The following is a 24,956-nucleotide window of genomic DNA, read 5'->3' on the forward strand; positions in this document are numbered from 1 at the left end:
TATGATTGGTCGCATTCAAGGAATCCTCGTTTCAGTTCACCCGCCCCGCTTATTGGTTGATTGCCAAGGCATTGGATATGAGGTGGATGTACCAATGAGTACCTTGTACCAATTACCTCAAGCTGGGCAAAAAATTACTTTACTGACTCACTTTCAGGTGCGTGAAGACGCGCAACAACTTTTTGGTTTTGCAACAGAAGCAGAACGTGAAGCATTTCGACAGCTAATTAAAATTAGCGGTGTTGGCTCACGGACTGCGTTGGCTATTCTTTCTGGGATGAGCGTGAACGAGCTTGCCCAAGCTATTGCATTACAAGAGGCTAATCGCCTTACCCAAGTTCCCGGCATTGGCAAAAAGACTGCAGAACGACTTTGCCTAGAACTCAAAGGCAAGCTTGTCCCTGATTTAGGAATAACTCCAGGTAAAGCACTGACTCCTGATACCAATAGCGAAGTCCTACAAGCACTCCTAGCTCTTGGTTATTCCGAGAAAGAAGCGCTCTTAGCGTTGAAGCAAATTCCGCCTGATACATCGGTATCCGATGGTATCCGTATGGGCTTAAAGTATTTATCCAAGGCTTAACCCGCCAAACCGAATAAACTCATAGCATGGCAATTCATACTGACGACCTAAGCTCTATTCCCGAAGATTTACCCGAGGGAAAAGATCGTATTGTCAGTGGTGCCGCAGGAAATGCGGAAGCCATTTTTGAAAAAGCCTTGCGCCCCAAACAATTAGATGAGTACGTAGGTCAAAGCAAGGCGCGCGCCCAATTAGAGATCTTTATCAGCGCTACCAGAGCACGACAAGAAGCGCTCGATCACGTTTTGCTATTTGGCTCCCCAGGCCTTGGCAAAACGACCCTGGCTCATATTATTGCCAGAGAGCTTGGTGTCAATCTTCGCCAAACTAGCGGTCCTGTCTTAGATAGACCGGGTGATCTTGCAGCCTTACTAACAAACCTGGAAGCAAATGATGTGCTTTTTATCGATGAGATTCATCGACTCTCACCCGTAGTAGAAGAAATTCTGTATCCCGCTCTAGAAGATTACAGCCTGGACATCATGATTGGCGAAGGTCCTGCAGCACGTAGCGTCAAGATTGATCTCAAACCATTTACTTTGATTGGCGCAACGACACGCGCTGGCATGTTGACCAATCCTTTGCGTGATCGCTTCGGCATTGTTGCTAGATTAGAGTTTTACAACACCGAAGAACTCACAAAAATTATCGAGCGTTCTGCGAATCTGTTGAAAGCGAAGATTGATTCTGAAGGCTCCGTTGAGATTGCCAAACGTGCTCGTGGCACACCACGAATTGCCAACCGTCTATTACGACGCGTACGAGATTATGCGGAGGTTAAAGGCACCGGCACCATCACCAAGGCCATAGCAGATGCTGCCTTAAAGATGCTAGACGTTGATCCTAGCGGGTTTGATGTCATGGACAGAAAGCTGCTTGAAGCTATTTTGCATAAGTTTGATGGTGGCCCCGTAGGAATTGATAACTTGGCCGCTGCAATTGGCGAAGAGCGCGACACCATTGAAGACGTACTCGAGCCCTATCTCATTCAACAAGGCTATCTTCAGAGAACCTCTCGTGGTCGCGTAGCTACTCGCCAAGCTTACGAGCACTTTGGCCTAACACCACCAAGCGGTTCAGGTAGTCTAGATATTTAATATTTAAGTAAAGCTTATTTAGCTAAGCGTAACCTTAGCAAACTTGCGTTTGCCCACTTGCACAACGTAAGTGCCCGCTTCAATCTTTACTTGCTTGTCAGATATAGTGACGCCGTCAACCTTTACCCCATTTTGCTCTACATTACGCATTGCTTCTGAGGTGGATGGGGCTAAACCAGCAGACTTTAATAGCGCAGCAATCCCCATTGGAGCGCCAGATAGATTTATCTGTGGAATGTCATCTGGAACGCCACCCTTCGCGCGGTGATTGAAGTCTTCCAAGGCCTTCTCTGCCGCTGCCTGGGAATGAAAGCGCGCGACGATCTCTTGCGCGAGTAGTACTTTGCAATCCTTTGGATTACGGCCCGCTGCAACTTCCTGCTTCATTAAATCAATCTCCGACATGGGTCGGAATGACAACAGCGTGAAGTAGTCCCACATGAGATCATCAGAGATACTCAAAAGCTTACCGAACATATCGCCAGCAGGCTCGCTGATACCAATGTAGTTCCCCTTCGATTTACTCATTTTCTCAACGCCATCAAGACCCACCAATAAAGGCATAGTCAAGATGCATTGTGGCTCCTGGCCATATTCTCTCTGGAGTTCACGACCAACAAGTAAATTGAATTTTTGATCCGTTCCACCCAGCTCTAAATCACTCTTGAGAGCGACCGAGTCATAACCCTGCATCAGCGGATACAAAAACTCATGAATTGAAATCGGCACGCCATTGCGATAACGCTTAGTAAAGTCATCTCGCTCCAACATCCGAGCAACGGTGTGTTTAGCAGCGAGCTGAATCATGCCCCTGGCACCTAAAGGATCACACCACTCACTGTTGTATCGCACTTCTGTTTTCGCTGGATCGAGAACCATACTCGCTTGGCGATAGTAGGTTTCCGCATTTACGGCAATTTCTTCTGCAGTTAATGGAGGACGAGTAGCATTGCGACCAGATGGGTCGCCAATCATGCTCGTGAAATCACCAATCAAGAAAATGACGGTGTGTCCTAAATCTTGTAATTGGCGTAATTTATTTAAAACAACGGTATGGCCCAAATGAATATCTGGGGCAGTTGGGTCTAAGCCCAACTTAATGCGTAAAGGAGTCTTCGTAGCTTGGCTACGCGCTAACTTCTGCACCCAGTCCGCTTCAACCAATAATTCATCGCAGCCACGCTTAGTGACTTCCAGCGCCGCAAAGACTTCAGGTGTTAAAGGGTGTTTTTGTTCTGGTTTATCCGCCATGCTGATTCTGATAACTGATACAGTTAAATTAGTATTTAAATTGCTAAAGCATAATTGTCGCATTCCTGAGAACAAAGCCCAGAACCCCATGAATCAGCCCCATTCCCTCTATATCGGCATCATGTCAGGCACCAGCCTAGATGGGATTGATGCAGTACTTGCCAAAATTGGCTCAAATGGCGAGGCTGTTGCCATGGAAGCAGTAAGCCTCCCCTTTCAGCCAGAATTACGTAAAGCCTTATTTGAGCTTCAAAGCCCTGGCCCCAATGAACTTCATCGCGACAAGCAGGCCGGAAATGCCCTAGCCCTCGCATATGCAGATGCGGTCAAGCAGCTTCTCGCAAAATCAAAACTACAAGCTTCCGATATTGCCGCTATCGGCGCCCATGGACAAACTGTACGTCATCAACCGCAACTTGGCGAACTTGCCTATACCCACCAAACACTGAATCCCGCCCTTCTTGCCGAACAAACGGGGATTACTGTTATTGCTGAATTTAGAAGTCGGGATCTTGCCGCAGGTGGTCATGGCGCACCTTTGGTGCCCGCATTTCATGCACAACAATTTTTGTCCACAGAAGATATTGCCATTCTGAACATTGGTGGCATAGCGAACTTGACCTTGCTTCCAGCAAACGGAGAAGTGTCAGGCTTTGATTGTGGCCCAGGAAATATGTTGATGGATGCCTGGATATATGAGCACCAAGGAAATACTTTTGATGAAAATGGCAATTGGGCAAGCCAAGGAAAACTCAATGAAGCCCTACTAAAAAATTTATTAGCGGATTCTTTTTTCTCGAAAGCCCCACCCAAGAGTACCGGTCGAGATGATTTTCATCTTGCTTGGCTACAAGAAAAACTGGGGAAAGAAAATCATCCATTAGAAGATATACAAGCAACACTACTTCACTTAACTGCACAATCTGCCATAGAGGCTCTAGTTCGTCATGCCCCGAAAACCCAGAAGCTCATTGTGTGTGGTGGTGGTGCCCGTAATACCGCCCTAATGAACTTACTTAAATCCAAGAGCACTGAATTCTTTAAACATAGCCTAGAAATTACTACCAGCGATATCGAGGGAATTGACCCACAACTAGTTGAGGGCTTAGCTTTTGCATGGCTTGCCTGGGCCCACCAACAAAAACGGCCAGCAAATTTGCCAGCCGTTACCGGAGCTAAGGGACCTAGAATTCTAGGCGCTTGCTATCCTGCTTAAATTGCTTTAACTACTCTTACGCAGAAAAAGAAGAGCCGCAGCCACAAGTGGTTGTTGCATTTGGATTCTTGATAACAAATTGAGATCCATTGATGTCTTCTTTGTAATCAATCTCAGCACCCACCAAATATTGGAAGCTCATTGAATCAACCAACAGGGTGACGCCATTTTTTTCAAACTGGGTGTCGTCTTCATTTACGGCATCATCAAATGTAAAGCCATACTGGAAACCAGAGCAGCCACCGCCTTGAACAAATACACGCAACTTCAACTCTGGATTGCCTTCTTCTGCAATCAAGTCAGCCACTTTAGCGGCAGCAGCGTCTGTAAACACCAATGGGGTTGGTGGTTCAGCTAAATCTTGTGTGGTTTGCGTAGCCAGTTCAGTCATGATTTGCTCCTAATTCAAAAGGCAATGTCTTATTTTAGGCTTTTAATGCCTAGTTTGCTGAAGGGGTATGGATTCATACCCCCACAAGCATTAAGGCGATACAGCAATCTGGGTAAGACCCGTGGTTTCAGGCAAGCCAAACATGAGGTTCATACACTGCACACCCTGTCCAGAAGCGCCTTTTACCAAGTTATCTTCTACGACCAAAATAACTAATGTATCGCCACCGCCTGGCCGATGAATTGCGATTCGGATTCCGTTACTACCCCGCACCGAACGCGTTTCAGGGTGACTGCCAGCAGGCATCACATCAACAAACGGTTCATTTTGATAAAAGTTCTCGTAGAGCTTCTGATAGTCCACTGCTTTACCAGCCTCAGTCAAACGCACATACAAAGTCGAATGAATGCCTCTCACCATTGGCGTGAGATGTGGCACAAATGTCAAACCAATCTGGTTGTGACCAGCGATGGCTTTTAAACCCTGCACGATTTCAGGAAGATGGCGATGACCTTTAACACCATAGGCTTTGAAGTTATCACTTGCTTCGGACAACAAAGTGCCAATCTCAGCCTTACGTCCAGCACCAGAGGTACCTGACTTCGAATCCGAAATAATATGCTCGCCATCAATCAACTGCTTTCCACCCGTTGACTTTGGGGACAGCAATGGTGCAAGTCCTAACTGCACTGATGTTGGATAGCACCCCGCCAAACCAACAACTCTTGCTTTCTTAATTTGTTCACGATTAATTTCCGCCAAACCATATACCGCTTCAGCCAAAATATCTGGGCAGCTATGCTCCATGCCATACCACTTGGCAAACTCTTTCACATCCTTCAAACGAAAATCGGCAGCCAAGTCCAAAATCTTGACATTGTTTGCAAGCAATTCCTTTGCTTGTGCCATTGCCACGCCATGGGGTGTGGCAAAGAAGACCACATCACATTCATTTAGCTTGGCCTCATCTGGGGTAGTAAATTTCAGATCAACTCGGCCACGCAATGATGGAAACATCTCAGCCACTGGCATACCAGCTTCTGTGCGAGAAGTGATGGCAACGATCTTGACCTCAGGATGTTGCGCCAATAAACGCAACAATTCCACTCCGGTATACCCAGTGCCACCAACAATTCCAACTTTAATCATATCTTTCTCCAAGATGCTCACAGCGAGAAGTTTTATTCAAACTTGATAACCTCATTGTAGAAACAAAAAGGGCCGCTTGCGCGACCCTTTCGACAAAACAACAGCGACTGAAAGAATTAGCGCTTGCTGAACTGCTTACGACGACGTGCGCCATGCAGACCAACTTTTTTACGCTCAACTTCACGAGCATCGCGAGTTACCAAGCCTGCCTTAGACAGGGTTGGCTTCAGAGCGTTGTCGTAGTCAATCAATGCACGTGTTACACCGTGACGAACTGCACCAGCTTGGCCAGTTTCACCGCCACCAGAAACGTTTACTTTGATATCAAAGGTCGTTAAGTGGGCTGTGAGAGCCAAAGGCTGACGAGCGATCATGCGTGATGTTTCACGAGCAAAATAAGCATCGATAGGCTTACCGTTAACAGTAATTTCGCCTTTGCCAGATTTAATGAAGACGCGCGCAACAGAACTCTTGCGGCGACCTGTACCGTAATTCCAACTTCCGTAATTAATAGCCATTTGGTTTCCTTAAATCTCTAACGCTTTTGGCTGTTGAGCCGCATGCGGATGATTAGCATCGCCATAGACTTTCAATTTCTTGATCATGGCATAGCCGAGTGGGCCTTTTGGCAACATACCTTTCACAGCCTTCTCCAAGGCGCGACCTGGGAAACGGTCTTGCATCTTGTCAAAGTTAGTCTCAGAAATACCACCTGGGTATCCGCTGTGACGGTAGTACATTTTGTTCAAGCCTTTAGTGCCTGTAACACGTAACTTAGATGAATTGATCACGACGATAAAGTCGCCAGTGTCAACGTGTGGAGTGAATTCAGGCTTGTGCTTGCCGCGTAGACGGTGTGCCACTTCACTGGCGACACGACCGAGGACTTTGTCCGTTGCGTCAATCACGAACCATTCACGCTTTACCTCATGGGATTTTGCGGAAAAAGTTTTCATGATTTCTCAAATTGTTATAGTCAAAAAATACCCCAATCAAACGACATCCACTTTGGCCCTGCTTATATTTGCAAGCTCGCAGATTCAGCAATTTAACTGGTACAACGATTACCGCTGACTATTTGGTAATCCAGTAAAGCCTTGGATTATAACCCAAAAAAAAACCCAGGAGCTAGTCCTGGGTTGGAATCCACCTATGTTTGGGTGGAGGAGACACTGGGAGGTAAGTCGCAGTCTTGTATAAGACTGACTACCAATATGGTCATTCTACACAAAGAACTTACTGCAATGCAAGAAAATTGACCAAAATCAATTATTTTATGTTGCTATGCAACAACTCTGAATCTGTTAAAAATTGATAAACTCTTGAAAAAATTGATTAATTTAGTAAGTTAGGGGTCACCAATATGGAATGTCGAGTATCTTGGTTGGGTAATGGCGGCATGGCTTTTTCTGCAGAAACTGGCAGTGGGCACCTCGTCAATATGGATGGAGCCCCCGAAGCGGGAGGTAGAAACCTCGCCCCAAGACCAATGGAACTCATTTTGGCTGGTGCTGGTGGCTGCTCTGCCTTTGATGTCGTATTAATCCTACAAAGATCCCGTCAGGCTGTCAGCGGCTGCGAAGTGCTTCTCCAGGGAGAAAGAGCAACAGAAGACCCAAAGGTCTTCACCAAAATCAACCTGCACTTCAAAGTTAAAGGGAAAGACTTGGATCCCGCAAAAGTAGACCGCGCAGTGAAGTTATCACATGAAAAGTACTGCTCTGCCACTACGATGCTATCCAAAACTGCTGAACTGACATACAGCGTTGAAATCCTTGCAGAATAAGTGCAGAGTCAATCGATAAGCCGGATTCTGTCGCCTAAATTTTCATTTAGGGGCAATCATTCCTCTAGGCCGTTAGTTACCTAACGGCTCAAGCTCCCTACCCGCAGACTCAGCGGGACGCCTCATCGTCTGCATACTTGGGATTGCTCCAGGTGGAGGTTACCGCGTTTCACCGTAACTAAATACGCTCGTCTCTGTGGCCCTATTCCTCACGTCACCGTGGATGGCCGTTAGCCATCACCCTACCCTATGGAGTCCGGACTTTCCTCCCCCTCGATAAAGAGGCGGCGATTGCCTAATTGACTCTGCGCCTGCAGTCTAACGCAGTCAGAGCAAATTAGCTGGTAAAAATAAATTATCTAAGTTGAAACGACGTTAAAGCAAGGACCAGGCAATTGTTTCCCCTGCGCGCAGAGGAACAATCGTTGCATCACCCAAAGGTAATTCCATGGGTATCGTTTGAGTTTTTTTAGACAGGGTAATTTTTTTAGTATTGCGCGGTAAAGAATAAAAGTCGGGACCAAAGAAACTGGCGAAGCCTTCTAGTCTTTCTAACTTGCCCACACTCTCAAATGCTTCGGCATACAAACCCAAGGCGTTGAAGGCGCTATAACAACCCGCACAACCACAAGCAGCTTCTTTAGCGCCTTTGGCATGGGGTGCACTATCGGTGCCCAAGAAGAAGCGTGAATTACCACTGGTAGCAGCCTCAACCAGTGCAACTCGATGCTCTTCGCGTTTTAATACCGGCAAACAATAATTATGTGGACGAATGCCTCCCGCAAAAATAGCATTACGGTTCATCAGAAGATGCTGAGGGGTAATGGTTGCCGCGATGGTATTTTTTCCGCCAGCATGAGCATCACGCACGTAGTGGGCCGCCTGCTTGGTAGTGATGTGCTCAAACACGATTTTTAATTCTGGAAAATCTTTGCGCAAGGGCTCAAGCACGGAATCAATAAACACCGCCTCACGATCAAAGATATCAATTTCAGCAGTAGTCACTTCGCCGTGTACTAACAAAGGCATGCCAACCGCTTGCATCGCTTCCAGAGCTTTATAGCAATGCTTAATGTTACTAACACCAGCATCGCTATTGGTTGTGGCGCCTGCGGGATATAACTTAAAGGCCGCTATGCCCTCGGCTTTTGCTTTGTGAACTTCATCTGCAGAAGTGTTATCTGTGAGATACAAAGTCATTAACGGAGTGAAGTCAGTAATACCCAAGGTCTTTAAGTTGGCATCAATACGTAATTGATATGCTTTTGCCAATTCCACGGTGGTCACTGGTGGCTTTAAATTTGGCATGATGATCGCACGCGCAAATTGACGAGCGGTATCCGCCAACACATCTTTCATGACATTGCCATCACGAATATGCAAATGCCAGTCATCTGGCTGAATCATTTCAATTGTTGAAGGCATATTCAAATTCGACATAGTTATTTATCAAGCAAGATAATGCGGAAATCATTGACATTCGTAAGTGTAGGGCCAGTTTCCACTAAAGCCCCCAATTGTGCAAAGAATCCATAACAATCATGGGCGGCTAAATATTCCTTTGGCTCTAAATTCATCGCTCTAGCAGACTCTCGAATACCGCTATCGAACCAAGCGCCTGCATTCTTTTCGCTGCCATCAATACCATCAGTATCTGCGGCTAATGCTGAGATGCGAAGCAAATCTGGGCTTGCAGCAAAAAGAGAAAGTAGATATTCACTACAACGACCGCCACGACCTTTGCTACCTACAGGGATCGTCACCGTACATTCCCCACCAGAAATCAGCGCAATTGGTTTATCTGTTTTTACTAGATGCTCGCGAGCTAACTGCGCCTGAGCTGCTCCCACTTCCTGAGCCTCACCCGTAATCGTATCGCCTAACACAATAGGCTCATATCCATAATCTCTCACCACATTCGCAGCAGCCTCTAAGCTCTTATAAGCCGTTGCAATCACATGGTTAGATACTCTTGCGCTCAGCAGATCAATATCTTTTAAGGTTTCAGGTTTCTGCCCTGATACACCTTGTTTGAGATGATTCATCACCGATGCAGGCACAAGTTCTTGCAAACGATAAGATTCAATAATATTGAGTGCGTCCAAATAAGTTGAATAGTCAGCCGCACAAGGGCCACTAGCAATATCGGCTGGAGCATCACCCGTTACATCTGAAATCAACAATGCTTCCACTCGTGCACCACGAGCAATTGCGCATCTTGCAAGATTTCCTCCTAAGATCGCAGATAAGTGCTTGCGCACAACATTCATCTCTTCGATAGGAGCGCCGCTACGAAGCAAGGCTTCGGTAGTCTTACGCATATCATCGATGGAAATTCCTTCAACTGGTAGTGTTAACAAACTGGATCCACCACCGGAAACTAAGGCGATTAATACATCGTCAGCTTCAAGCGTTTGAGTTAACTCCAATACTGCTCTTGCTCCATCCATGCCCGCTTGGTCTGGCACAGGATGGCCTGCCTCGACGATCTGAATGCGGGAGGTTGGTGAGTGATGGCCATAGCGGGTTAATACAACACCATCAATCTTGACTTGTGGCCAATGATCTTGAGCATAAGCCTCTAATGCGCTTGCCATAGATGCACTCGCCTTGCCAGCGCCAACCACTAAACATCTCCCTTTAGGCTCTTGCCCAACAGGAAATATCTTTGCCAAGTATTGAGGAACAATCACTTGCGGATCTGCTACTGCCACCGCTGCTGCAAAAGCATTCTTTAGAATAGTCTCGCGGGGTATTGGCTGGGAAGATTGCTGCGTCATTAGTCTATTCTAATCAAGCCCAGCACGCTCTTGCATTTGCCACATCTCGGCATACTTGCCTTTAGCTGCCAATAGCTCTAGATGAGTACCCCGCTCTACGACCTGCCCATGATCCATGACTAAAATTTGGTCAGCGTGAACAATCGTTGAAAGACGATGCGCAATGATGAGCGTCGTCCGATTTTTTGCCAAATTAAACAACTCCTCCTGAAATGCACGCTCCGTTTTGGAGTCTAATGCGGAGGTAGCCTCATCGAAAATCAGCATCGCCGGTTTCTTCAACAGCGTTCTCGCAATAGCAACCCGTTGTTTTTCCCCGCCCGATAATTTCAAGCCACGTTCACCCACTTGAGTTTGATAGGCATCCGGTAGGCGTTTGATAAAGCCATCAATTTGAGCTGCTCTAGCAGCCTCTTGGACTTCTTCAAAACTCGCCGAAGGATCTCCATAAGCAATGTTGTAACCGATGGTGTCATTAAATAAGACGGTATCTTGAGGAACGATGCCGATGGCCTTGCGCAAACTGAACTGCGTCACATCTTGAATATTTTGACCATCAATAACGATTTTTCCTGACTGCGCATCGTAAAAACGGAATAACAATCTTGCCAAGGTACTTTTCCCGGCGCCACTCTGACCCACAACCGCAGTAGTGGTGCCTGCTGGAATCGTAAAACTGACATTACGGAGAATTTCTCGCTTGCTCTCATAATGAAACGACACATTTTCAAAGCGCACATCAGGGCCCCGATTAGGGTTATCAATGTGTAAAGGCTGCGCATTTGGAGAATCTGCAATTTCTTTTTCCGTATTGAGCAAAGAAAACATGCGGTCCATATCGGTTAGGGATTGCTTGATCTCGCGATAAATAACTCCCAGAAAATTTAAAGGGATATACAACTGAATCATTAAGGTGTTCACTAGTACTAGATCACCTAGAGTCATTGAGCCGTTAACTACACCAAGCGTAGCGCGCCATAAAATCAACATCAAACCAATCGCGATAATGATTTGCTGGCCTAAATTTAAGAACGCTAAGGTTTTTTGGGACTTGATGGCTGCTGATTGATAACGCAAAAGATTGTCATCGTATCGAGCAGTTTCAAAAGCCTCATTCCCAAAATATTTAACAGTCTCAAAATTCAACAAAGAATCAATTGCTTTTTGATTGGCTTTCGAGTCCATATCATTCATGGCACGTCGATAGTGCGTACGCCATTCAGTCACCACAATCGTGAACGCTATATATAAAACCAAAGCGACTAGAGTAATTGCCGCAAACCAGATGTCATAGGAATAAGCGAAGTAACCAAGCACCAGGCAAAACTCAATTAAAGTCGGCAAAATACTGTAGAGCGAATAAGAAATGAGGGACTGTATGCCTCGAGTACCACGCTCAATATCGCGGCTAACGCCACCCGTTTGACGAGCCAAATGAAAACTTAGCGCTAATGAATGTAAATGCTGAAAAACTTGAAGTGCTACCTTCCGTACCGCATTTTGTGTAACACGAGCAAATAAAGCCTCACGCAACTCCGCAAACAAAGAAGCAGAGATTCTTAATAAGCCATAGGCAACAATGATGCCCATAGGTACTACTAATATGGCTTGAGGAGATCCTGCTTTGATATCTAAAGAGTCAATTAACTCCTTCATCAAAATAGGAATGCCTAAATTCGCGAACTTAGCTGCTACTAGACAAGTCAGTGCCAGAATGACTCTAAAGCGATACTCCAGCAGATAAGGCAGGAGGTCACGAATAACGCGCCAATCACCGCGTTGAGGCGTATTTGCATCTCCGCTGGATCGATGGTGACTCGATGAATGTCTCATCGTTCTATCTTATTCGGTTCTACTGTGATTTGCCGAGAAGAGCCTCATGATGGCCTCGCCATTGCTACGAGAAAAACATTTCTTAGCTGCCTCTTCAAATGGCAACCACTCATAGGCAACATGTTCTCGTGGCGCTAACTGAATTTGAATTCTCTCAGGCACTTCGAGTGAAAACCAATGTTCAGTATTTCGAGTAACGCCAGGAGCATATCGAAAACGCCACTCAGGGTAGATCTCATACTCAATCTGATGATGCATATTGCGTAAAGAACTAGCTGGTAAGTGGTCAACGGCAATACCAGTTTCTTCAAATACCTCTCGCGCTGCTGCTAAGGCTAAATTCTCATCTGGTGAATCTAGGCTGCCGGTGACAGACTGCCAGAAGCCATGGCGATCAGCGCGCTCTATCAATAAAACATCCCTATTCGATTTGTAGATAACAACTAAAACCGAAATAGGGATTTTCAAGATAGATACTGCTAACTAATCTAAGTACTTTTATGCGGCTGGTGCTGCCTGACGCAAACGAATGTGCAGCTCACGCAACTGACGCTCATCTACTGGGCTTGGTGCCTGAGTTAATAAGCATTGCGCACGCTGAGTCTTAGGGAATGCAATCACGTCACGAATTGACTCAGCACCCGTCATCATTGTCACGATACGATCTAAACCAAATGCGATACCGCCATGAGGAGGGGCGCCATATTGCAGGGCGTCCAATAAGAAACCAAACTTTGCCTGCGCTTCTTCAGCACCAATCTTCAGAGCGCGGAATACTTGGCTCTGAACTGCTTCTTGGTGAATACGCACAGAACCACCACCAATTTCACTACCGTTCAGAACCATGTCATACGCTTTAGCCAAACACTTACCGGGATCTGCTTCTAGATACTGCATGTGTTCATCTTTAGGGCTGGTGAACGGATGGTGACAGGCAACCCAACGGGCTTCACCCTCGTCATAGTCAAACATCGGGAAATCTACAACCCACAATGGTTTCCAACCCTCAGTAAAGAGACCATGTTCTTTACCCCAAGCAGAATGGCCAATACGTAAACGTAAGTTACCGATGGCATCGTTCACAACTTTTTCTTTATCGGCACCAAAGAAAATAATGTCACCATCTTTTGCGCCAGTGCGCTTCAAAATGCCTTCAATTGCTGCGTCATGCAAATTCTTGACGATCGGGGATTGCAAACCATTACGACCCTCTGCAACAGAGTTCACCTTAATCCATGCCAAACCTTTGGCGCCATAGATGCTGACAAATTGCGTGTAATCGTCGATTTCACTACGGCTAATTTCAGCGCCACCAGGAACGCACAAACCAACCACACGCCCACCAGCCTGATTAGCAGCGCCAGAGAATACTTTGAAATCAACGTCCTTCATCAAATCCGTTAACTCAGTGAACTCAAAGTTCACACGAAGATCTGGCTTATCTGAGCCAAAACGCGCCATGCCTTCTGAATACGGCATCGTTGGGAATGGGCTTGGTAATTCAACATTCAAAGTCTTCTTGAAAATATGACGAATCATGTTTTCAAATAAATCCCGAATTTCTAATTCGCTTAAGAAAGCGGTCTCACAGTCGATCTGAGTAAATTCAGGTTGACGATCGGCACGCAAATCCTCATCGCGAAAACATTTCGTAATTTGGTAGTAACGATCAAAACCCGCCACCATCAAGAGCTGCTTAAACAATTGAGGCGACTGCGGTAAGGCAAAGAATTGACCGTCATGCACCCGTGATGGGACTAAGTAATCGCGTGCACCCTCAGGCGTGCTCTTAGTCAACATCGGGGTTTCGATATCAATAAAGCCCATGTCATCTAAATAACGACGGCACTCCATTGCAACGTTGTAACGCAAACGCAAATTCTTTTGCATTTGGGGACGACGCAAGTCCAATACACGATGTGTCAAGCGCGTGGTTTCAGATAAGTTCTCATCATCAATCTGAAACGGTGGAGTCACTGAAGCATTCAGAATCACCAAACTATGACAGAGCACTTCAACCTTACCTGTCGCCAAATCATTATTTTCAGTACCTGCAGGACGCGCACGTACAAGCCCTTTAATCTGAATACAGAACTCATTACGCACTTGTTCTGCGAGCGCAAACATCTCAGGACGATCTGGGTCACAAACCACTTGCACAAATGCTTCGCGGTCACGCAAGTCAATAAAGATCACGCCCCCATGGTCACGACGACGATTGACCCAACCAGAGAGGGTGACCTCTTGACCAATCAGTGCATCGGTTATTTGACCGCAATTATGGCTACGCATTGACATAACAATTTCCTATAAATCAAAAATGGTGTGGCAACTCTGGAGAAGTTAATCCACTGGAATTATTTGGGGGGACAGAACCCATTGAAACAATATGCTTCAATGCTTCCTCTACGCTCATCTCTAGTTCGATCGTTTGTGCACGTGGCACGATCATGAAAAATCCAGAGGTTGGGTTGGGTGTAGTTGGCAAAAATACGTTCACGTATCCATCGCCTAACTTACTTGCAACCTCTTTAGCAGGGGTGCCTGTTTGAAACGCAATCACCCAAGAGTCGGCATGTGGGTAACGAATTAATAGAGCCTTACTAAAAGCCTGACCGCTACCAGAAAATAATGTGGAGGACACCTGCTGTACGCTTGAATAAATTGAACGTACAACCGGAATACGATTCACAAATTTATCCCAAACCTTAATCCACCACTGTCCAGCAAAACTGATTGCGAGAACGCCGGTCAAGACAATCACCGCAACCACAATCAAAATACCTACACCCGGTAGCTCACGAAAATGTTGTAGATCAGCAGCGAACTGATGAGGGAAGACGGCAATGATGGCTTGCATAACAGAGCCAAAAACACCGTCAAGCAAACCCAAGCCCCATGTAATCACCCAAATGGTGACCGCCATGGGAGCCCATACAAGAATGCCAGCGATAAAGTATTTTTTCATGTGTTTTGCCTAACCCGCTATTTTAGCGGGTTAGAGCCCAATGAGGGGGAGGCTAGTAAATGCCTAGGGTAATGATCAATATTCCAGCCAAAAAACCGCCGGCAAATAGCAAGAAGCCTGCTAATAGGCGATGTGTACGCCTTTCTTGCAATAAAAGCGCCTTTAGAACCTCTAATTCAGCGTTTTGGTCTTTTACTGGGGATCTGCTTTGAGCCAAACTATCTGCAATCAAACGGGGTAATGATGGCAAGATTTTGGCCCAGGTAGGCGCCTCTTGTTTTAAGCCATCAATCAATCCACGCCAACCCAATTGCTTGCTCACCCATTTTTCTAAGATCGGCTTAGCGGTCTTCCATAGATCCAAGTCAGGATCTAGTTGACGAGCAAGGCCTTCAACATTTAGCAGGGTCTTTTGTAACAAGGTTAATTGCGGCTGAATCTCTACCTTGAAACGACGCGAGGTCTGGAACAAACGCATCAACACAATACCCAATGAAATTTCTTTGAGAGGTCGATCAAAATAGGGTTCGCATACGGAACGCACTGCACCCTCTAACTCTTCAACGCGCGTATTGGCGGGCACCCAGCCTGATTCAATATGCAACTCAGCCACTCTACGGTAATCCCGATTGAAAAATGCCAAGAAGTTCAGGGCTAAGTAATTTTTATCTGATTCACTTAAGGCACCAACAATTCCAAAATCCAAAGAGATAAAACGACCGAATGTCTCCGGCTGGAGACTAATCATGATGTTTCCGGGATGCATGTCAGCATGGAAAAAACCATACTCAAATACTTGCGTAAAAAAGATTTCCACGCCATCCGCAGCCAATTTTTTAAAGTCAACACCCGCAGCACGCAACTCCGCAGTTCGTCCAATAGAAATGCCATCCATTTTTTCCATCACGATGACATTGGTATGACATAAATCCCAGTACATTTCTGGAATCATGAGCTTAGTGGAATCAGCAAAGTATCGACGTAGCTGGCTAGCGTTAGCTGCTTCACGCATGAGGTCTAACTCATCATGCAAATAGGTATCAAACTCTGCAACGTTCTCACGAGGCTTTAGACGGCGACCATCCTCAGAACTCTTTTCGATAATCTTTGCCAAGTCATACATCAAGGCAAGGTCACCCTCGATCACAGGCAAAATTCCAGGACGCAACACTTTCACCGCAACAGGTCGACCCTGCCACTCAGGGTGTTTTTCTGTTCCTCTTAGAACACCTAAATGTACTTGAGCGACAGATGCGCTGGCCACTGGGGAAGCATCAAAACTAATGAAGGTTTCATTAATTGATTGTCCTAATGCCGTCTCAATTAAGTGTTGAGATTCTGCGTTAGAAAATGGCGGCACCTGATCTTGTAGCTTTGCCAACTCATTGGCAATATCTTCTGGCAACAAATCACGACGAGTAGACAGTACCTGGCCAAACTTCACAAAAATTGGGCCTAGCGCCTCAAGCGTTAGGCGAATGCGCTCACCTCTCGGCAACTTTGTTCCTGGAGAGGTCCAACAAACCACTGTTAAACAACTACGTCCAATACCTGGCTTTAGTACATCACGTAGCAATGGCAATAAACCATAACGCCATGCGGTAAAGAAAATAAATGAGAGACGAGCAATTCGGCGCACGATCTATCTTCCTTTTTGCTCAAGAAACTGAATGCGCTTTTCCAAGCGATCAACGGAATCACGCAAATCACTTAACCCCGATTTATGAACTATAAAGTCACGCTTATTCAACAGTACTTTTCTTTCTTCGCTGACATATTCCACGAGATTGTCCAGCAAATCACCCGTCGCTGATCTAGTGGCCGATACAAACTTCTTTCCCTTGCGAACGGCAAAATGAGCCGGAGCATCACCCAAGAAGCGTGCCAAATCTTCTTCATACTCCCAGCGGAGTTGACCAGCCAATCGTCCAATTAACTGGGCTAAATCCGCATCACCAGTAATTTTCACTGCTTTAAATGCTTGTTCCTTTAAATTCCCAGAACCGCCAACTAAATCGCCAAGAGCTTTGGCGGACACCTCTAAAGCTAAGTCTGGATTTTCAAGCTCTTTCAAAACTTCAAGACGTCCTGCACTCCCAATACAGAAAGCAAGCCGCCCAAAAGGCAATTCAAGCGAAATTGTTTTACCCGCATGCTTTGCTAATTCAGTACAGGCCCAGGGTTCACTCTCCAAAACATGATTGATACCACGGCAAGCCGCACTTGCTGCAATCGTATGGGTAGAAGAAGAGAGCGTATTCATTAGTGTAAAAAACCCGCACAAGTGCGGGTTTTCCGTCGGAAAGTACCTTAAGCTTAAACCAACTGAGAGATACCCGCTAGTACCCAGCCTCCCGGACCCTCCAAGGGCTTACTTAAATTCCAGATTTCCGAGAAGTCGTTGGCCGGCGCTCCCGGCTGCTCACAAATGACCCCGCTAAATTGAACGCTACAGAAATAATGCGCTTCACTGGTTTCAATTCCCAATAGGCGCGCATTAACAGTAATCACATCTGTTTGATTTGCGGCATCAACACGTCCCGCAAGATCCTGTGAAATTCTTGCAAACATCTCTGGTGTTGTGAACTCTTGTAAAGATTGCAAATCGCCCTGATCCCAAGCTCTTTGCAACGTCACGAAAAATTGCTTGGCATTTTCCAAAAAAGTACGCTCATCAAAACCTGGAGGCAAAGTGGATTGAAAGGTTTCTGAATCAGCACCAACATCAGCAAACGCATTGGCTGCGGGAATAAATGCAGGCTCTTGTCTGGATGGCTGACCAAGATTGGTACGTTGCACGCCAGAGGGTGACATTACTGGTAGCAATCTCCGAATCAAAAACATGATGACAAAACCAGCCAACATCGCAATGAGTAAACCGGTTACCAGCGAGGCTGCAGCTTCACCCAAACCAAAATGGGATAAAAGATATCCAATACCAAGACCAGCGGCTAAGCCGCCCAAAATTCCACCCATCCCACCAAAACGACTTGGTGCAGGCGCAGGTGGAGTAACTGCTGGAGCTGGAGCTGTTGGCTGGGCTTGTTGAGCGGGCTTCTGAGCCGGAGTAGCTTGTTTTTGAATTGGTGCACTAGGGGCCCGACCAAAACTTTTACCGCCACCAAGGCGCGCAGCTTCTACATGGCTCATGCTTGCAAACATTAATGCCATACTCACTATTACAGCTCTAAAAAAATGTTGTCTCATTTGGATTACTCCTTTTAATTACTTTTTGGCATTTTTATTACTGAAAAATACACAACTATCAGTATTTAATACCAATATGTAAGGCAACGATACCCCCAGTCATCCTATGGGTTTCTACCTCATCAAAGCCAACATCTAACATCATCTGCTTCAGCGTATCCGCATCAGGATGCATGCGAATTGACTCAGCTAAATAACGATAACTTTCTGAATCTTGCGCAATCTTTTCGCCCAACCAAGGCAACACCTTAAATGAGTAAGCGTCATACACGGGCTGCAAAAACGCATCTGGCTTGGAAAATTCCAACACTAAGACACGTCCACCTGGTTTAATCACGCGACACATTTCACCAAGGGCATCCTCTTTGTGGGTCATATTCCGTAAACCGAATGCAACCGTCACCACATCAAAATGGTTATTAGGAAAGGGGATTTTCTCTGCATCAAATTGCACGCAAGGGAGCGCAATACCGCGGTCGAGCAAACGATCGCGCCCAACACCAAGCATCGATGCATTGATATCGCTTAACCAAACTTGAGCATCAGGATTACGATCCCATTCAGTTGCTTTTGCAAAAGCTGCGGCAAGATCGCCTGTTCCCCCGGCAATGTCCAGGATCTTTTGACCAGGGCGTACATTGGCGCGCGCAATCGTAATTTTTTTCCAAACACGATGCAAACCAAATGACATCAAGTCATTCATCACATCATATTTATTAGCGACTGAGTGAAATACCTCCGCCACCTTGCCGGCTTTTTCTTTCTCATCAACGCTTTGGTAACCAAAATGGGTTTTACTCATTAGTGACTTCCACAAGAATGGTCATGGGAATGGCCTGTTGACGCCATCGGAGCATCCCGATCAAGCCCAGCGGCTGCTAATTTATCAAGATGCTCTTGCCATATTTGATCTTGGTTTTCACACAAGAACCGTAGGTACTCCCACGAATACAAACCAGAATCATGGCCATCAGAAAAGGTAGGCTTTAAGGCATAGTGGCCAACAGGCTCAAGACTGGAAATCAGCACATCGCGCTTACCTGTTTGCAAGGTTTCTTGACCAGGACCATGACCTTGAACTTCGGCCGATGGCGAGACCACTCTCAATAATTCAAATGGCAAGCGATAAGTTTGACCATCATCGTAAGCAAGCTCTAGCACTTTAGATTGCTGATGCACTACTACATTGCTTGGAATCATTAAACCAACACCCTTTCAATGCCACCTTGATTTGCCTTGGCAACATAATCTTGCATCCAATTCTCACCAAGCAATTTTTGCGCCATCTCCACCACAATGTAGTCTGCAGTGGTTTCACTATCCGCATTAAATCGAGACAATCCTTGCAAACAAGATGGGCAACTCGTTAAGACTTTTACATCACCCGTGAAATTATCTTTACGCAAATCATTGGCAGCCTTTTCCATTTCGATTTGCTTACGGAAACGAACCTGAGTGGAGATGTCAGGGCGAGTAACCGCCAATGTTCCAGACTCACCGCAGCAACGATCGTTCTTAGCAATCGCTTTGCCATCCTCCAGCTGAATCAACTCGTTTACTGTCTTCAATGGATCTTGCAACTTCATAGGTGAATGGCAAGGATCGTGATACATATATTTGACGCCATTCACACCAGAAAGCTTAACGCCCTTCTCCATCAAATATTCATGAATATCAATAATGCGGCAGCCAGGGAAAATCTGCTCAAACTGATAACCTGCCAGCTGGTCATAACAAGTTCCGCAAGAAACCACGACCGTTTTGATATCTAAGTAATTCAAAGTATTGGCAACGCGATGGAACAATACGCGGTTGTCAGTAATCATCTTCTCGGCTTTATCAAAATCGCCATTGCCACGCTGGGGATAGCCGCAACAGAGATAGCCTGGAGGCAATACAGTTTGTACGCCAACATTCCAAAGCATCGCTTGGGTTGCTAAGCCGACTTGAGAAAATAGACGTTCAGAACCACAGCCAGGGAAATAAAACACCGCCTCGCTATCCGCAGAAGTGATCTTCGGATCACGAATAATGGGCACATAGTTCGCATCTTCAATATCCAACAAGGCGCGCGCAGTCTTCTTAGGTAAATTGCCTGGCATCTTTTTATTTACAAAAAAGATGACTTGCTCTTTCACACTGGGCTTACCTACAGTTGCCGGTGGATGTGCGGTTTGCTGTTTGGCAAACTTACGCAATACATCATTGCCGAAACGCTGTAATTTGTAACCCCAACCAATCATGGTCTTGCGAGCAAGATGAATCGTATCTGGGCTAGTTGCATTCAAGAAGAACATCGAGGCAGCTGTTCCAGGATTGAAGCGCTGTTGCCCCATTTTGCGCAACAAGTTGCGCATATTCATGGTGACATCACCGAAATCAATCTTCACGGGGCAAGGGGTTAAGCACTTGTGACATACGGTGCAGTGCGCGGCAACATCATCAAACATTTCCCAATGTCGAATTGAGATGCCGCGACGTGTTTGCTCTTCATATAAAAATGCTTCGATTAACAATGAAGTAGCAAGAATTTTGTCGCGCGGGCTGTACAACAAATTAGCGCGCGGGACATGCGTGGAGCAAACAGGCTTGCACTTTCCACAACGCAAACAATCCTTCACGCTATCAGCAATCGCACCAATATCACTTTGCTGCATGATGATGGACTCGTGTCCCATCAAACCAAAGCTGGGCGTGTAGGCCATACTCAAGTCAGCATGTGGCATGAGTTTGCCTTTATTAAAGCGCCCCTCAGGATCTACTCGATTCTTGTAGCTACGGAAGTCTTTCAGCTCTGCTTCGGTTAGATATTCCAACTTGGTAATACCAATGCCATGCTCACCAGAGATAACGCCATCCAAAGAACGCGCCAACTTCATGATGCGATCGACAGCGCGATGCGCATCCTGCAACATCTCGTAGTCATCTGAATTCACGGGAATATTGGTATGCACATTCCCGTCACCCGCATGCATATGCAAAGCAACAAAGACGCGCTTACGTAAAATATTTTTATGAATGGCTTCTAACTCATTCAGAATGGGTTCAAACGCTAAGCCACCAAATATGATGCGCAACTCTGAGCGCACTTCTTCTTTCCAAGAAGCACGCAGACTATAGTTCTGCAACTGCGGGAAATAGGCATCCATTTGCGTTAGCCATTCAGACCAACGCGAACGTACTTCTGCAATTAACTCTAATGCTTGCTGAACACGATCGCCCAAGATCTCAGCGGTCGGAATTTCATAATCCTCTTCGTTTTTACCCAAGGGCAAAGCGCTCTTTTTGAGGAAGGATTCGAGGCCATCTAAAACCTGAAGCTTGTTCTTCAGAGAGAGTTCAATATTGATTCGATCGATGCCATCGGTGTACTCACCCATACGTGGCAACGGAATCACTACATCTTCATTGATTTTGAATGCATTGGTATGGCGAGCAATCGCTGCTGTACGAGCACGATCCAACCAAAACTTCTTACGCGCATCTGCACTGACTGCTACAAAGCCTTCTCCAACACGTAAGTTAGCCATGCGCACCACTTCGCTCGTTGCAGCCGCAACCGCTTCCTCATCATCACCAGCAATATCACCAATCAACACCATCTTTGGCAAACTATTGCGCTTGGACTTTGTCGAATAGCCAACTGCACGCAAGTAACGGTCATCCAAATGCTCAAGACCAGCCAATATTGGGCCACCTTGCTTGCTTAAGGTTTCGAGGTAAGCCTTGATCTCCACAATGCTAGGAATCGCTTCACGGGCCTGACCGAAAAACTCGAGGCAAACCGTGCGCATGAATTTAGGCATACGATGTAGAACCCAGGTTGCGCTTGTAATCAAGCCATCGCAACCTTCTTTTTGCACGCCAGGCAAGCCCGCTAAAAACTTATCGGTAACGTCTTTACCGAGACCTTCTTTACGGAAACGCTTCCCTTCTACCTCTAATATTTCTGTCTTCAAAATACGTTGGCCAGGCTCACTATTGCCATCAGACCAAGTCAGCTGAAAGCGAACTTTCTCAACATCATGAATCTTGCCAAGATTGTGCTCAAGGCGCTCTACATCAAGCCAATTTCCCTCTGGGTCTACCATGCGCCAGCTGGCCAAGTTATCTAGGGCAGTGCCCCACAAAACCGCTTTCTTACCGCCAGCATTCATCGCGATGTTGCCGCCAATACAGCTTGCATCTGCTGAAGTAGGATCAACCGCAAATACAAGGCCAGCATGCTCAGCAGCATCAGATACACGACGCGTTACAACACCAGCACCAGTGAAGATGGTTGAAACTTCATGATCAACACCTGGTAAGCGTTTATTTTTTACACCATCAATTTGTTGTAGCTTCTCAGTATTAATCACCGCAGACATCGCATACAAAGGAATGGCGCCGCCTGTATAGCCCGTGCCACCTCCACGCGGAATGATGGTCAAACCCAATTCAACGCAGGCTTTAACCAATCCAGGAATCTCGGATTCATAATCGGGTTTGAGAACGACTAAGGGGAACTCAACACGCCAGTCCGTTGCATCGGTAACATGCGCAGCACGAGAAACACCGTCAAAACAAATGTTGTCACTTGCAGTGTGACGACCTAATTCTTTTCGAGCACGTTTCCGAATTTGCTCAACTTCTTTAAAGCCATTTTCAAAATTTTCAATCGCGCGATAAGCGGCATTCAACAAAACCTCTACCTGCTCAGCAGAGTCGCCATTGTTTCGCTTTTTCACTTCGCCTAAGCGGTGCCACAAGGCATCAATTAATTGCTGTCGACGATTAGGGTTATCAAGCAAGTCATCTTGCAAGAAAGGATTGCGCTGTACGACCCAAATATCGCCCAGGATTTCGAACAACATACGTGCTGAGCGACCAGTCCTGCGAACACCACGCAAATCATTTAAAACGCGCCATGACTCCTCGCCCAAGAGGCGAATCACAATCTCACGATCAGAAAAAGAGGTGTAGTTGTAGGGAATTTCGCGAAGTCGGGGAGAATCCGCCTCAAAATCCTGCAACTGGTTCAAAGCCAACGGTGCGTTCATATCGACATATTTGGTAAATATGCATTTTAATTGAGCTACCTCGATACTGGCAGGAAACCGAGAAAGTTGCCGACCAAAGATATAAACCCCTGAAAATCTAAGGGCTTAGGGCTCATCCGTGGTACGCTCATCGGATGGCAACGAACTACCTAAAGAAAATTTTATCGGCTCGCGTCTATGACGTAGCGAGAGAAACTGAGCTTCAGCTCGCCCCAGAATTAAGCAAGCGTTTGGGCAACCAAGTTTTGCTCAAAAGGGAGGATAACCAACCCGTTTTCTCATTCAAACTCCGAGGCGCCTACAACAAAATGGCGCATTTGGCGCCAGAAGCCTTAAAGCGCGGGGTTATTGCTGCTTCAGCTGGCAACCATGCTCAAGGCGTAGCCTTGGCAGCAGCAAAAATGAAGTGCAAGGCTGTCATTGTGATGCCGGTTACCACGCCAAGCGTCAAAATTGATGCCGTTAAAGCCAGAGGCGGGTCCTGGGTAGAAATTATCCTGCACGGCGAATCCTATAGCGATGCTTTTAAGCATTCTGAAGTCGTGGCAAAAAAACGGGGTCTCACCTTTGTCCATCCTTTTGATGATCCCGATGTGATTGCAGGACAAGGCACGATCGCGCAAGAAATTTTTACTCAACATCCAGATCCTATCGACGCTGTCTTTGTTGCAATTGGTGGTGGTGGCTTGATTGCTGGTATTGGCGAATATGTAAAAGCCGTTAGCCCAAAAACAAAAGTCATCGGTGTTCAAGCATCTGACTCTGATGCAATGAATCAATCACTCAAAGCAAATAAACGCATTGAGATGAAAGATGTTGGATTATTTTCCGATGGTACGGCCGTTAAATTGGTTGGCAAAGAAACGTTTCGTATCTGCAAAAAAGTAGTTGATGAAATCGTTACGGTGGATACCGACGAAATCTGTGCAGCAATTAATGATGTTTTTACTGACACGCGCAGCATTCTTGAGCCCGCGGGCGCCTTAGCTATCGCCGGCGTGAAAAAGTATGTCGAGAAAAAACACCTCAAGAAGAAGACCCTAGTAGCAGTGGCCTGCGGTGCCAATATGAACTTCAGCCGCCTACGCTTTGTTGCAGAGCGTGCTGATGTGGGTGAATTCCGTGAAGCGGTATTTGCAGTAACCATTCCTGAAGAGCGTGGCTCGTTTAAACGCTTCTGCGAACTACTTGGCAAACGCAATGTGACGGAATTTAACTATCGTATTGGTGATCAAAAAGAAGCGCATATTTTTGTGGGCATCAGCACTCAAAAATCTGGCGATAGTGATGCGATTGCAAAACATTTCCGTAAAGCCAAATTTGCGACGATTGATCTCACTCATGACGAATTAGCAAAATCCCATTTGCGCCATATGGTGGGCGGACACTCAGCATTGGCCAAAGATGAATTGCTGTACCGTTTCGAATTTCCTGAGCGCCCAGGCGCGTTGATGAAGTTCTTAACCAGCATGGCCCCGAACTGGAACATTAGCTTGTTCCACTATCGCAATCATGGCGCAGACTATGGTCGCATTTTGGTCGGCATTCAAGTTCCAAAAAATGAGCAGAAGAAATTCCAGAAATTCTTAGCCACTCTAGGCTATCCACATTGGGATGAAAGCAACAACCCTGCTTATCGCTTATTCTTGAAATAAC

General features: G+C 46.1%; 22 protein-coding genes and 1 other RNA gene. 5 read left to right on the plus strand and 18 right to left on the minus strand.

What is annotated here, in order from left to right; genetic code table 11:
• Window position 1 precedes the first annotated feature (1 nt).
• Both ruvA and ruvB read left to right on the plus strand, forming a co-directional pair.
• Complete coding sequence (ruvA, locus tag IC571_RS09490; RefSeq protein WP_215316316.1) at window positions 2-583, plus strand: Holliday junction branch migration protein RuvA; 582 nt, start codon at window positions 2-4, stop codon at window positions 581-583.
• A 26-nt stretch (window positions 584-609) separates the two neighbouring features.
• Window positions 610-1,680 (plus strand): Holliday junction branch migration DNA helicase RuvB, encoded by a 1,071-nt coding sequence (gene ruvB, locus IC571_RS09495; RefSeq protein ID WP_215316318.1) that lies wholly within the window; start codon window positions 610-612, stop codon window positions 1,678-1,680.
• An 18-nt stretch (window positions 1,681-1,698) separates the two neighbouring features.
• Here ruvB and tyrS read toward each other — a convergent pair whose 3' ends face one another.
• Entirely contained in the window at window positions 1,699-2,931 is a 1,233-nt protein-coding gene (gene tyrS / locus IC571_RS09500; protein ID WP_215316320.1) for a tyrosine--tRNA ligase, read from the minus strand.
• Between the two features lie 88 nt (window positions 2,932-3,019).
• On the opposite strand from tyrS, the gene IC571_RS09505 reads away from it, so the two are divergent.
• On the plus strand, window positions 3,020-4,147 hold the full coding sequence (locus IC571_RS09505) for an anhydro-N-acetylmuramic acid kinase (protein WP_215316322.1): 1,128 nt from the start codon (window positions 3,020-3,022) through the stop codon (window positions 4,145-4,147).
• A gap of 16 nt (window positions 4,148-4,163) precedes the next feature.
• On the opposite strand, the gene erpA is transcribed toward IC571_RS09505, so the two are convergent.
• From erpA to rplM, 4 genes are all read right to left on the minus strand, one after another.
• Window positions 4,164-4,538 (minus strand): iron-sulfur cluster insertion protein ErpA, encoded by a 375-nt coding sequence (gene erpA, locus IC571_RS09510; protein ID WP_215316323.1) that lies wholly within the window; start codon window positions 4,536-4,538, stop codon window positions 4,164-4,166.
• A 90-nt stretch (window positions 4,539-4,628) separates the two neighbouring features.
• Window positions 4,629-5,687, minus strand: a complete 1,059-nt coding sequence (gene argC, locus IC571_RS09515; protein WP_215316325.1) for an N-acetyl-gamma-glutamyl-phosphate reductase — start codon at window positions 5,685-5,687, stop codon at window positions 4,629-4,631.
• A 116-nt stretch (window positions 5,688-5,803) separates the two neighbouring features.
• Window positions 5,804-6,205, minus strand: coding sequence for a 30S ribosomal protein S9 (gene rpsI, locus IC571_RS09520; protein WP_215316326.1), 402 nt, complete (start codon window positions 6,203-6,205; stop codon window positions 5,804-5,806).
• A 9-nt stretch (window positions 6,206-6,214) separates the two neighbouring features.
• Window positions 6,215-6,643, minus strand: coding sequence for a 50S ribosomal protein L13 (rplM, locus tag IC571_RS09525; protein WP_173956464.1), 429 nt, complete (start codon window positions 6,641-6,643; stop codon window positions 6,215-6,217).
• A 407-nt stretch (window positions 6,644-7,050) separates the two neighbouring features.
• On the opposite strand from rplM, the gene IC571_RS09530 reads away from it, so the two are divergent.
• Entirely contained in the window at window positions 7,051-7,473 is a 423-nt protein-coding gene (locus IC571_RS09530) for an OsmC family protein (RefSeq protein WP_215316328.1), read from the plus strand.
• Here IC571_RS09530 and rnpB read toward each other — a convergent pair.
• From rnpB to IC571_RS09595, 13 genes are all read right to left on the minus strand, one after another.
• Window positions 7,474-7,780: RNase P RNA component class A (gene rnpB / locus IC571_RS09535), an RNA gene on the minus strand.
• 68 nt (window positions 7,781-7,848) lie between these two features.
• The gene (gene pyrC, locus IC571_RS09540; RefSeq protein WP_371742892.1) at window positions 7,849-8,898 is read right to left on the minus strand and encodes a dihydroorotase; all 1,050 of its coding nucleotides are present in this window, start codon (window positions 8,896-8,898) and stop codon (window positions 7,849-7,851) included.
• Window positions 8,899-8,915: 17 nt separating this feature from the next.
• Window positions 8,916-10,253: a glycerate kinase gene (locus IC571_RS09545; RefSeq protein WP_215316329.1), complete on the minus strand. Its 1,338-nt coding sequence runs from the start codon at window positions 10,251-10,253 to the stop codon at window positions 8,916-8,918.
• Between the two features lie 9 nt (window positions 10,254-10,262).
• On the minus strand, window positions 10,263-12,086 hold the full coding sequence (locus tag IC571_RS09550) for an ABC transporter ATP-binding protein/permease (RefSeq protein ID WP_215316331.1): 1,824 nt from the start codon (window positions 12,084-12,086) through the stop codon (window positions 10,263-10,265).
• A 9-nt stretch (window positions 12,087-12,095) separates the two neighbouring features.
• Window positions 12,096-12,554, minus strand: coding sequence for a dihydroneopterin triphosphate diphosphatase (gene nudB / locus IC571_RS09555; protein WP_215316332.1), 459 nt, complete (start codon window positions 12,552-12,554; stop codon window positions 12,096-12,098).
• 30 nt (window positions 12,555-12,584) lie between these two features.
• Window positions 12,585-14,384 (minus strand): aspartate--tRNA ligase, encoded by a 1,800-nt coding sequence (gene aspS / locus IC571_RS09560; RefSeq protein ID WP_215316334.1) that lies wholly within the window; start codon window positions 14,382-14,384, stop codon window positions 12,585-12,587.
• A gap of 16 nt (window positions 14,385-14,400) precedes the next feature.
• A complete protein-coding gene (locus IC571_RS09565) occupies window positions 14,401-15,054 on the minus strand; it encodes a DUF502 domain-containing protein (RefSeq protein ID WP_215316336.1) in 654 nt (217 codons plus the stop codon).
• A gap of 52 nt (window positions 15,055-15,106) precedes the next feature.
• Window positions 15,107-16,693 (minus strand): ubiquinone biosynthesis regulatory protein kinase UbiB, encoded by a 1,587-nt coding sequence (gene ubiB / locus IC571_RS09570; protein WP_215316338.1) that lies wholly within the window; start codon window positions 16,691-16,693, stop codon window positions 15,107-15,109.
• Between the two features lie 3 nt (window positions 16,694-16,696).
• Window positions 16,697-17,317, minus strand: coding sequence for an SCP2 domain-containing protein (locus IC571_RS09575; protein WP_215316340.1), 621 nt, complete (start codon window positions 17,315-17,317; stop codon window positions 16,697-16,699).
• 53 nt (window positions 17,318-17,370) lie between these two features.
• A complete protein-coding gene (locus IC571_RS09580; protein WP_215316342.1) occupies window positions 17,371-18,261 on the minus strand; it encodes a Tim44 domain-containing protein in 891 nt (296 codons plus the stop codon).
• A 58-nt stretch (window positions 18,262-18,319) separates the two neighbouring features.
• Window positions 18,320-19,063 (minus strand): bifunctional demethylmenaquinone methyltransferase/2-methoxy-6-polyprenyl-1,4-benzoquinol methylase UbiE, encoded by a 744-nt coding sequence (gene ubiE, locus IC571_RS09585; protein WP_215316344.1) that lies wholly within the window; start codon window positions 19,061-19,063, stop codon window positions 18,320-18,322.
• The gene (locus IC571_RS09590; protein ID WP_215316346.1) at window positions 19,063-19,461 is read right to left on the minus strand and encodes a gamma-butyrobetaine hydroxylase-like domain-containing protein; all 399 of its coding nucleotides are present in this window, start codon (window positions 19,459-19,461) and stop codon (window positions 19,063-19,065) included. Before IC571_RS09590 ends, ubiE begins: the two co-directional genes overlap by 1 nt.
• Complete coding sequence (locus IC571_RS09595; protein WP_215316347.1) at window positions 19,461-23,300, minus strand: FAD/FMN-binding oxidoreductase; 3,840 nt, start codon at window positions 23,298-23,300, stop codon at window positions 19,461-19,463. The genes IC571_RS09590 and IC571_RS09595 overlap by 1 nt, the downstream gene beginning before the upstream one ends.
• A 134-nt stretch (window positions 23,301-23,434) precedes the next feature.
• Between IC571_RS09595 and ilvA the strand changes: the two genes are divergently transcribed.
• A complete protein-coding gene (ilvA, locus tag IC571_RS09600; RefSeq protein ID WP_215316348.1) occupies window positions 23,435-24,955 on the plus strand; it encodes a threonine ammonia-lyase, biosynthetic in 1,521 nt (506 codons plus the stop codon).
• The last annotated feature ends 1 nt before the right edge of the window (window position 24,956 follow it).

Source organism: Polynucleobacter sp. MWH-UH2A (assembly GCF_018687195.1).
In the GTDB taxonomy this organism is placed as follows: Bacteria; Pseudomonadota; Gammaproteobacteria; order Burkholderiales; family Burkholderiaceae; genus Polynucleobacter.

What these genes read in the sequence shown, in the direction of transcription:
- rplM (WP_173956464.1), bottom strand. Translation starts at nt 6,643, where the DNA reads ATGAAAACTTTTTCCGCAAAATCCCATGAGGTAAAGCGTGAATGGTTC.
- IC571_RS09545 (WP_215316329.1), bottom strand. Translation starts at nt 10,253, where the DNA reads ATGACGCAGCAATCTTCCCAGCCAATACCCCGCGAGACTATTCTAAAG.
- ubiE (WP_215316344.1), bottom strand. Translation starts at nt 19,063, where the DNA reads ATGAGTAAAACCCATTTTGGTTACCAAAGCGTTGATGAGAAAGAAAAA.
- argC (WP_215316325.1), bottom strand. Translation starts at nt 5,687, where the DNA reads ATGATTAAAGTTGGAATTGTTGGTGGCACTGGGTATACCGGAGTGGAA.
- IC571_RS09505 (WP_215316322.1), top strand. Translation starts at nt 3,020, where the DNA reads ATGAATCAGCCCCATTCCCTCTATATCGGCATCATGTCAGGCACCAGC.
- IC571_RS09580 (WP_215316342.1), bottom strand. Translation starts at nt 18,261, where the DNA reads ATGAGACAACATTTTTTTAGAGCTGTAATAGTGAGTATGGCATTAATG.
- IC571_RS09530 (WP_215316328.1), top strand. Translation starts at nt 7,051, where the DNA reads ATGGAATGTCGAGTATCTTGGTTGGGTAATGGCGGCATGGCTTTTTCT.
- IC571_RS09595 (WP_215316347.1), bottom strand. Translation starts at nt 23,300, where the DNA reads ATGAACGCACCGTTGGCTTTGAACCAGTTGCAGGATTTTGAGGCGGAT.
- tyrS (WP_215316320.1), bottom strand. Translation starts at nt 2,931, where the DNA reads ATGGCGGATAAACCAGAACAAAAACACCCTTTAACACCTGAAGTCTTT.
- erpA (WP_215316323.1), bottom strand. Translation starts at nt 4,538, where the DNA reads ATGACTGAACTGGCTACGCAAACCACACAAGATTTAGCTGAACCACCA.
- pyrC (WP_371742892.1), bottom strand. Translation starts at nt 8,898, where the DNA reads ATGCCTTCAACAATTGAAATGATTCAGCCAGATGACTGGCATTTGCAT.
- ruvA (WP_215316316.1), top strand. Translation starts at nt 2, where the DNA reads ATGATTGGTCGCATTCAAGGAATCCTCGTTTCAGTTCACCCGCCCCGC.
- IC571_RS09575 (WP_215316340.1), bottom strand. Translation starts at nt 17,317, where the DNA reads ATGAATACGCTCTCTTCTTCTACCCATACGATTGCAGCAAGTGCGGCT.
- IC571_RS09550 (WP_215316331.1), bottom strand. Translation starts at nt 12,086, where the DNA reads ATGAGACATTCATCGAGTCACCATCGATCCAGCGGAGATGCAAATACG.
- aspS (WP_215316334.1), bottom strand. Translation starts at nt 14,384, where the DNA reads ATGTCAATGCGTAGCCATAATTGCGGTCAAATAACCGATGCACTGATT.
- ilvA (WP_215316348.1), top strand. Translation starts at nt 23,435, where the DNA reads ATGGCAACGAACTACCTAAAGAAAATTTTATCGGCTCGCGTCTATGAC.
- IC571_RS09590 (WP_215316346.1), bottom strand. Translation starts at nt 19,461, where the DNA reads ATGATTCCAAGCAATGTAGTAGTGCATCAGCAATCTAAAGTGCTAGAG.
- IC571_RS09565 (WP_215316336.1), bottom strand. Translation starts at nt 15,054, where the DNA reads ATGAAAAAATACTTTATCGCTGGCATTCTTGTATGGGCTCCCATGGCG.
- ruvB (WP_215316318.1), top strand. Translation starts at nt 610, where the DNA reads ATGGCAATTCATACTGACGACCTAAGCTCTATTCCCGAAGATTTACCC.
- rpsI (WP_215316326.1), bottom strand. Translation starts at nt 6,205, where the DNA reads ATGGCTATTAATTACGGAAGTTGGAATTACGGTACAGGTCGCCGCAAG.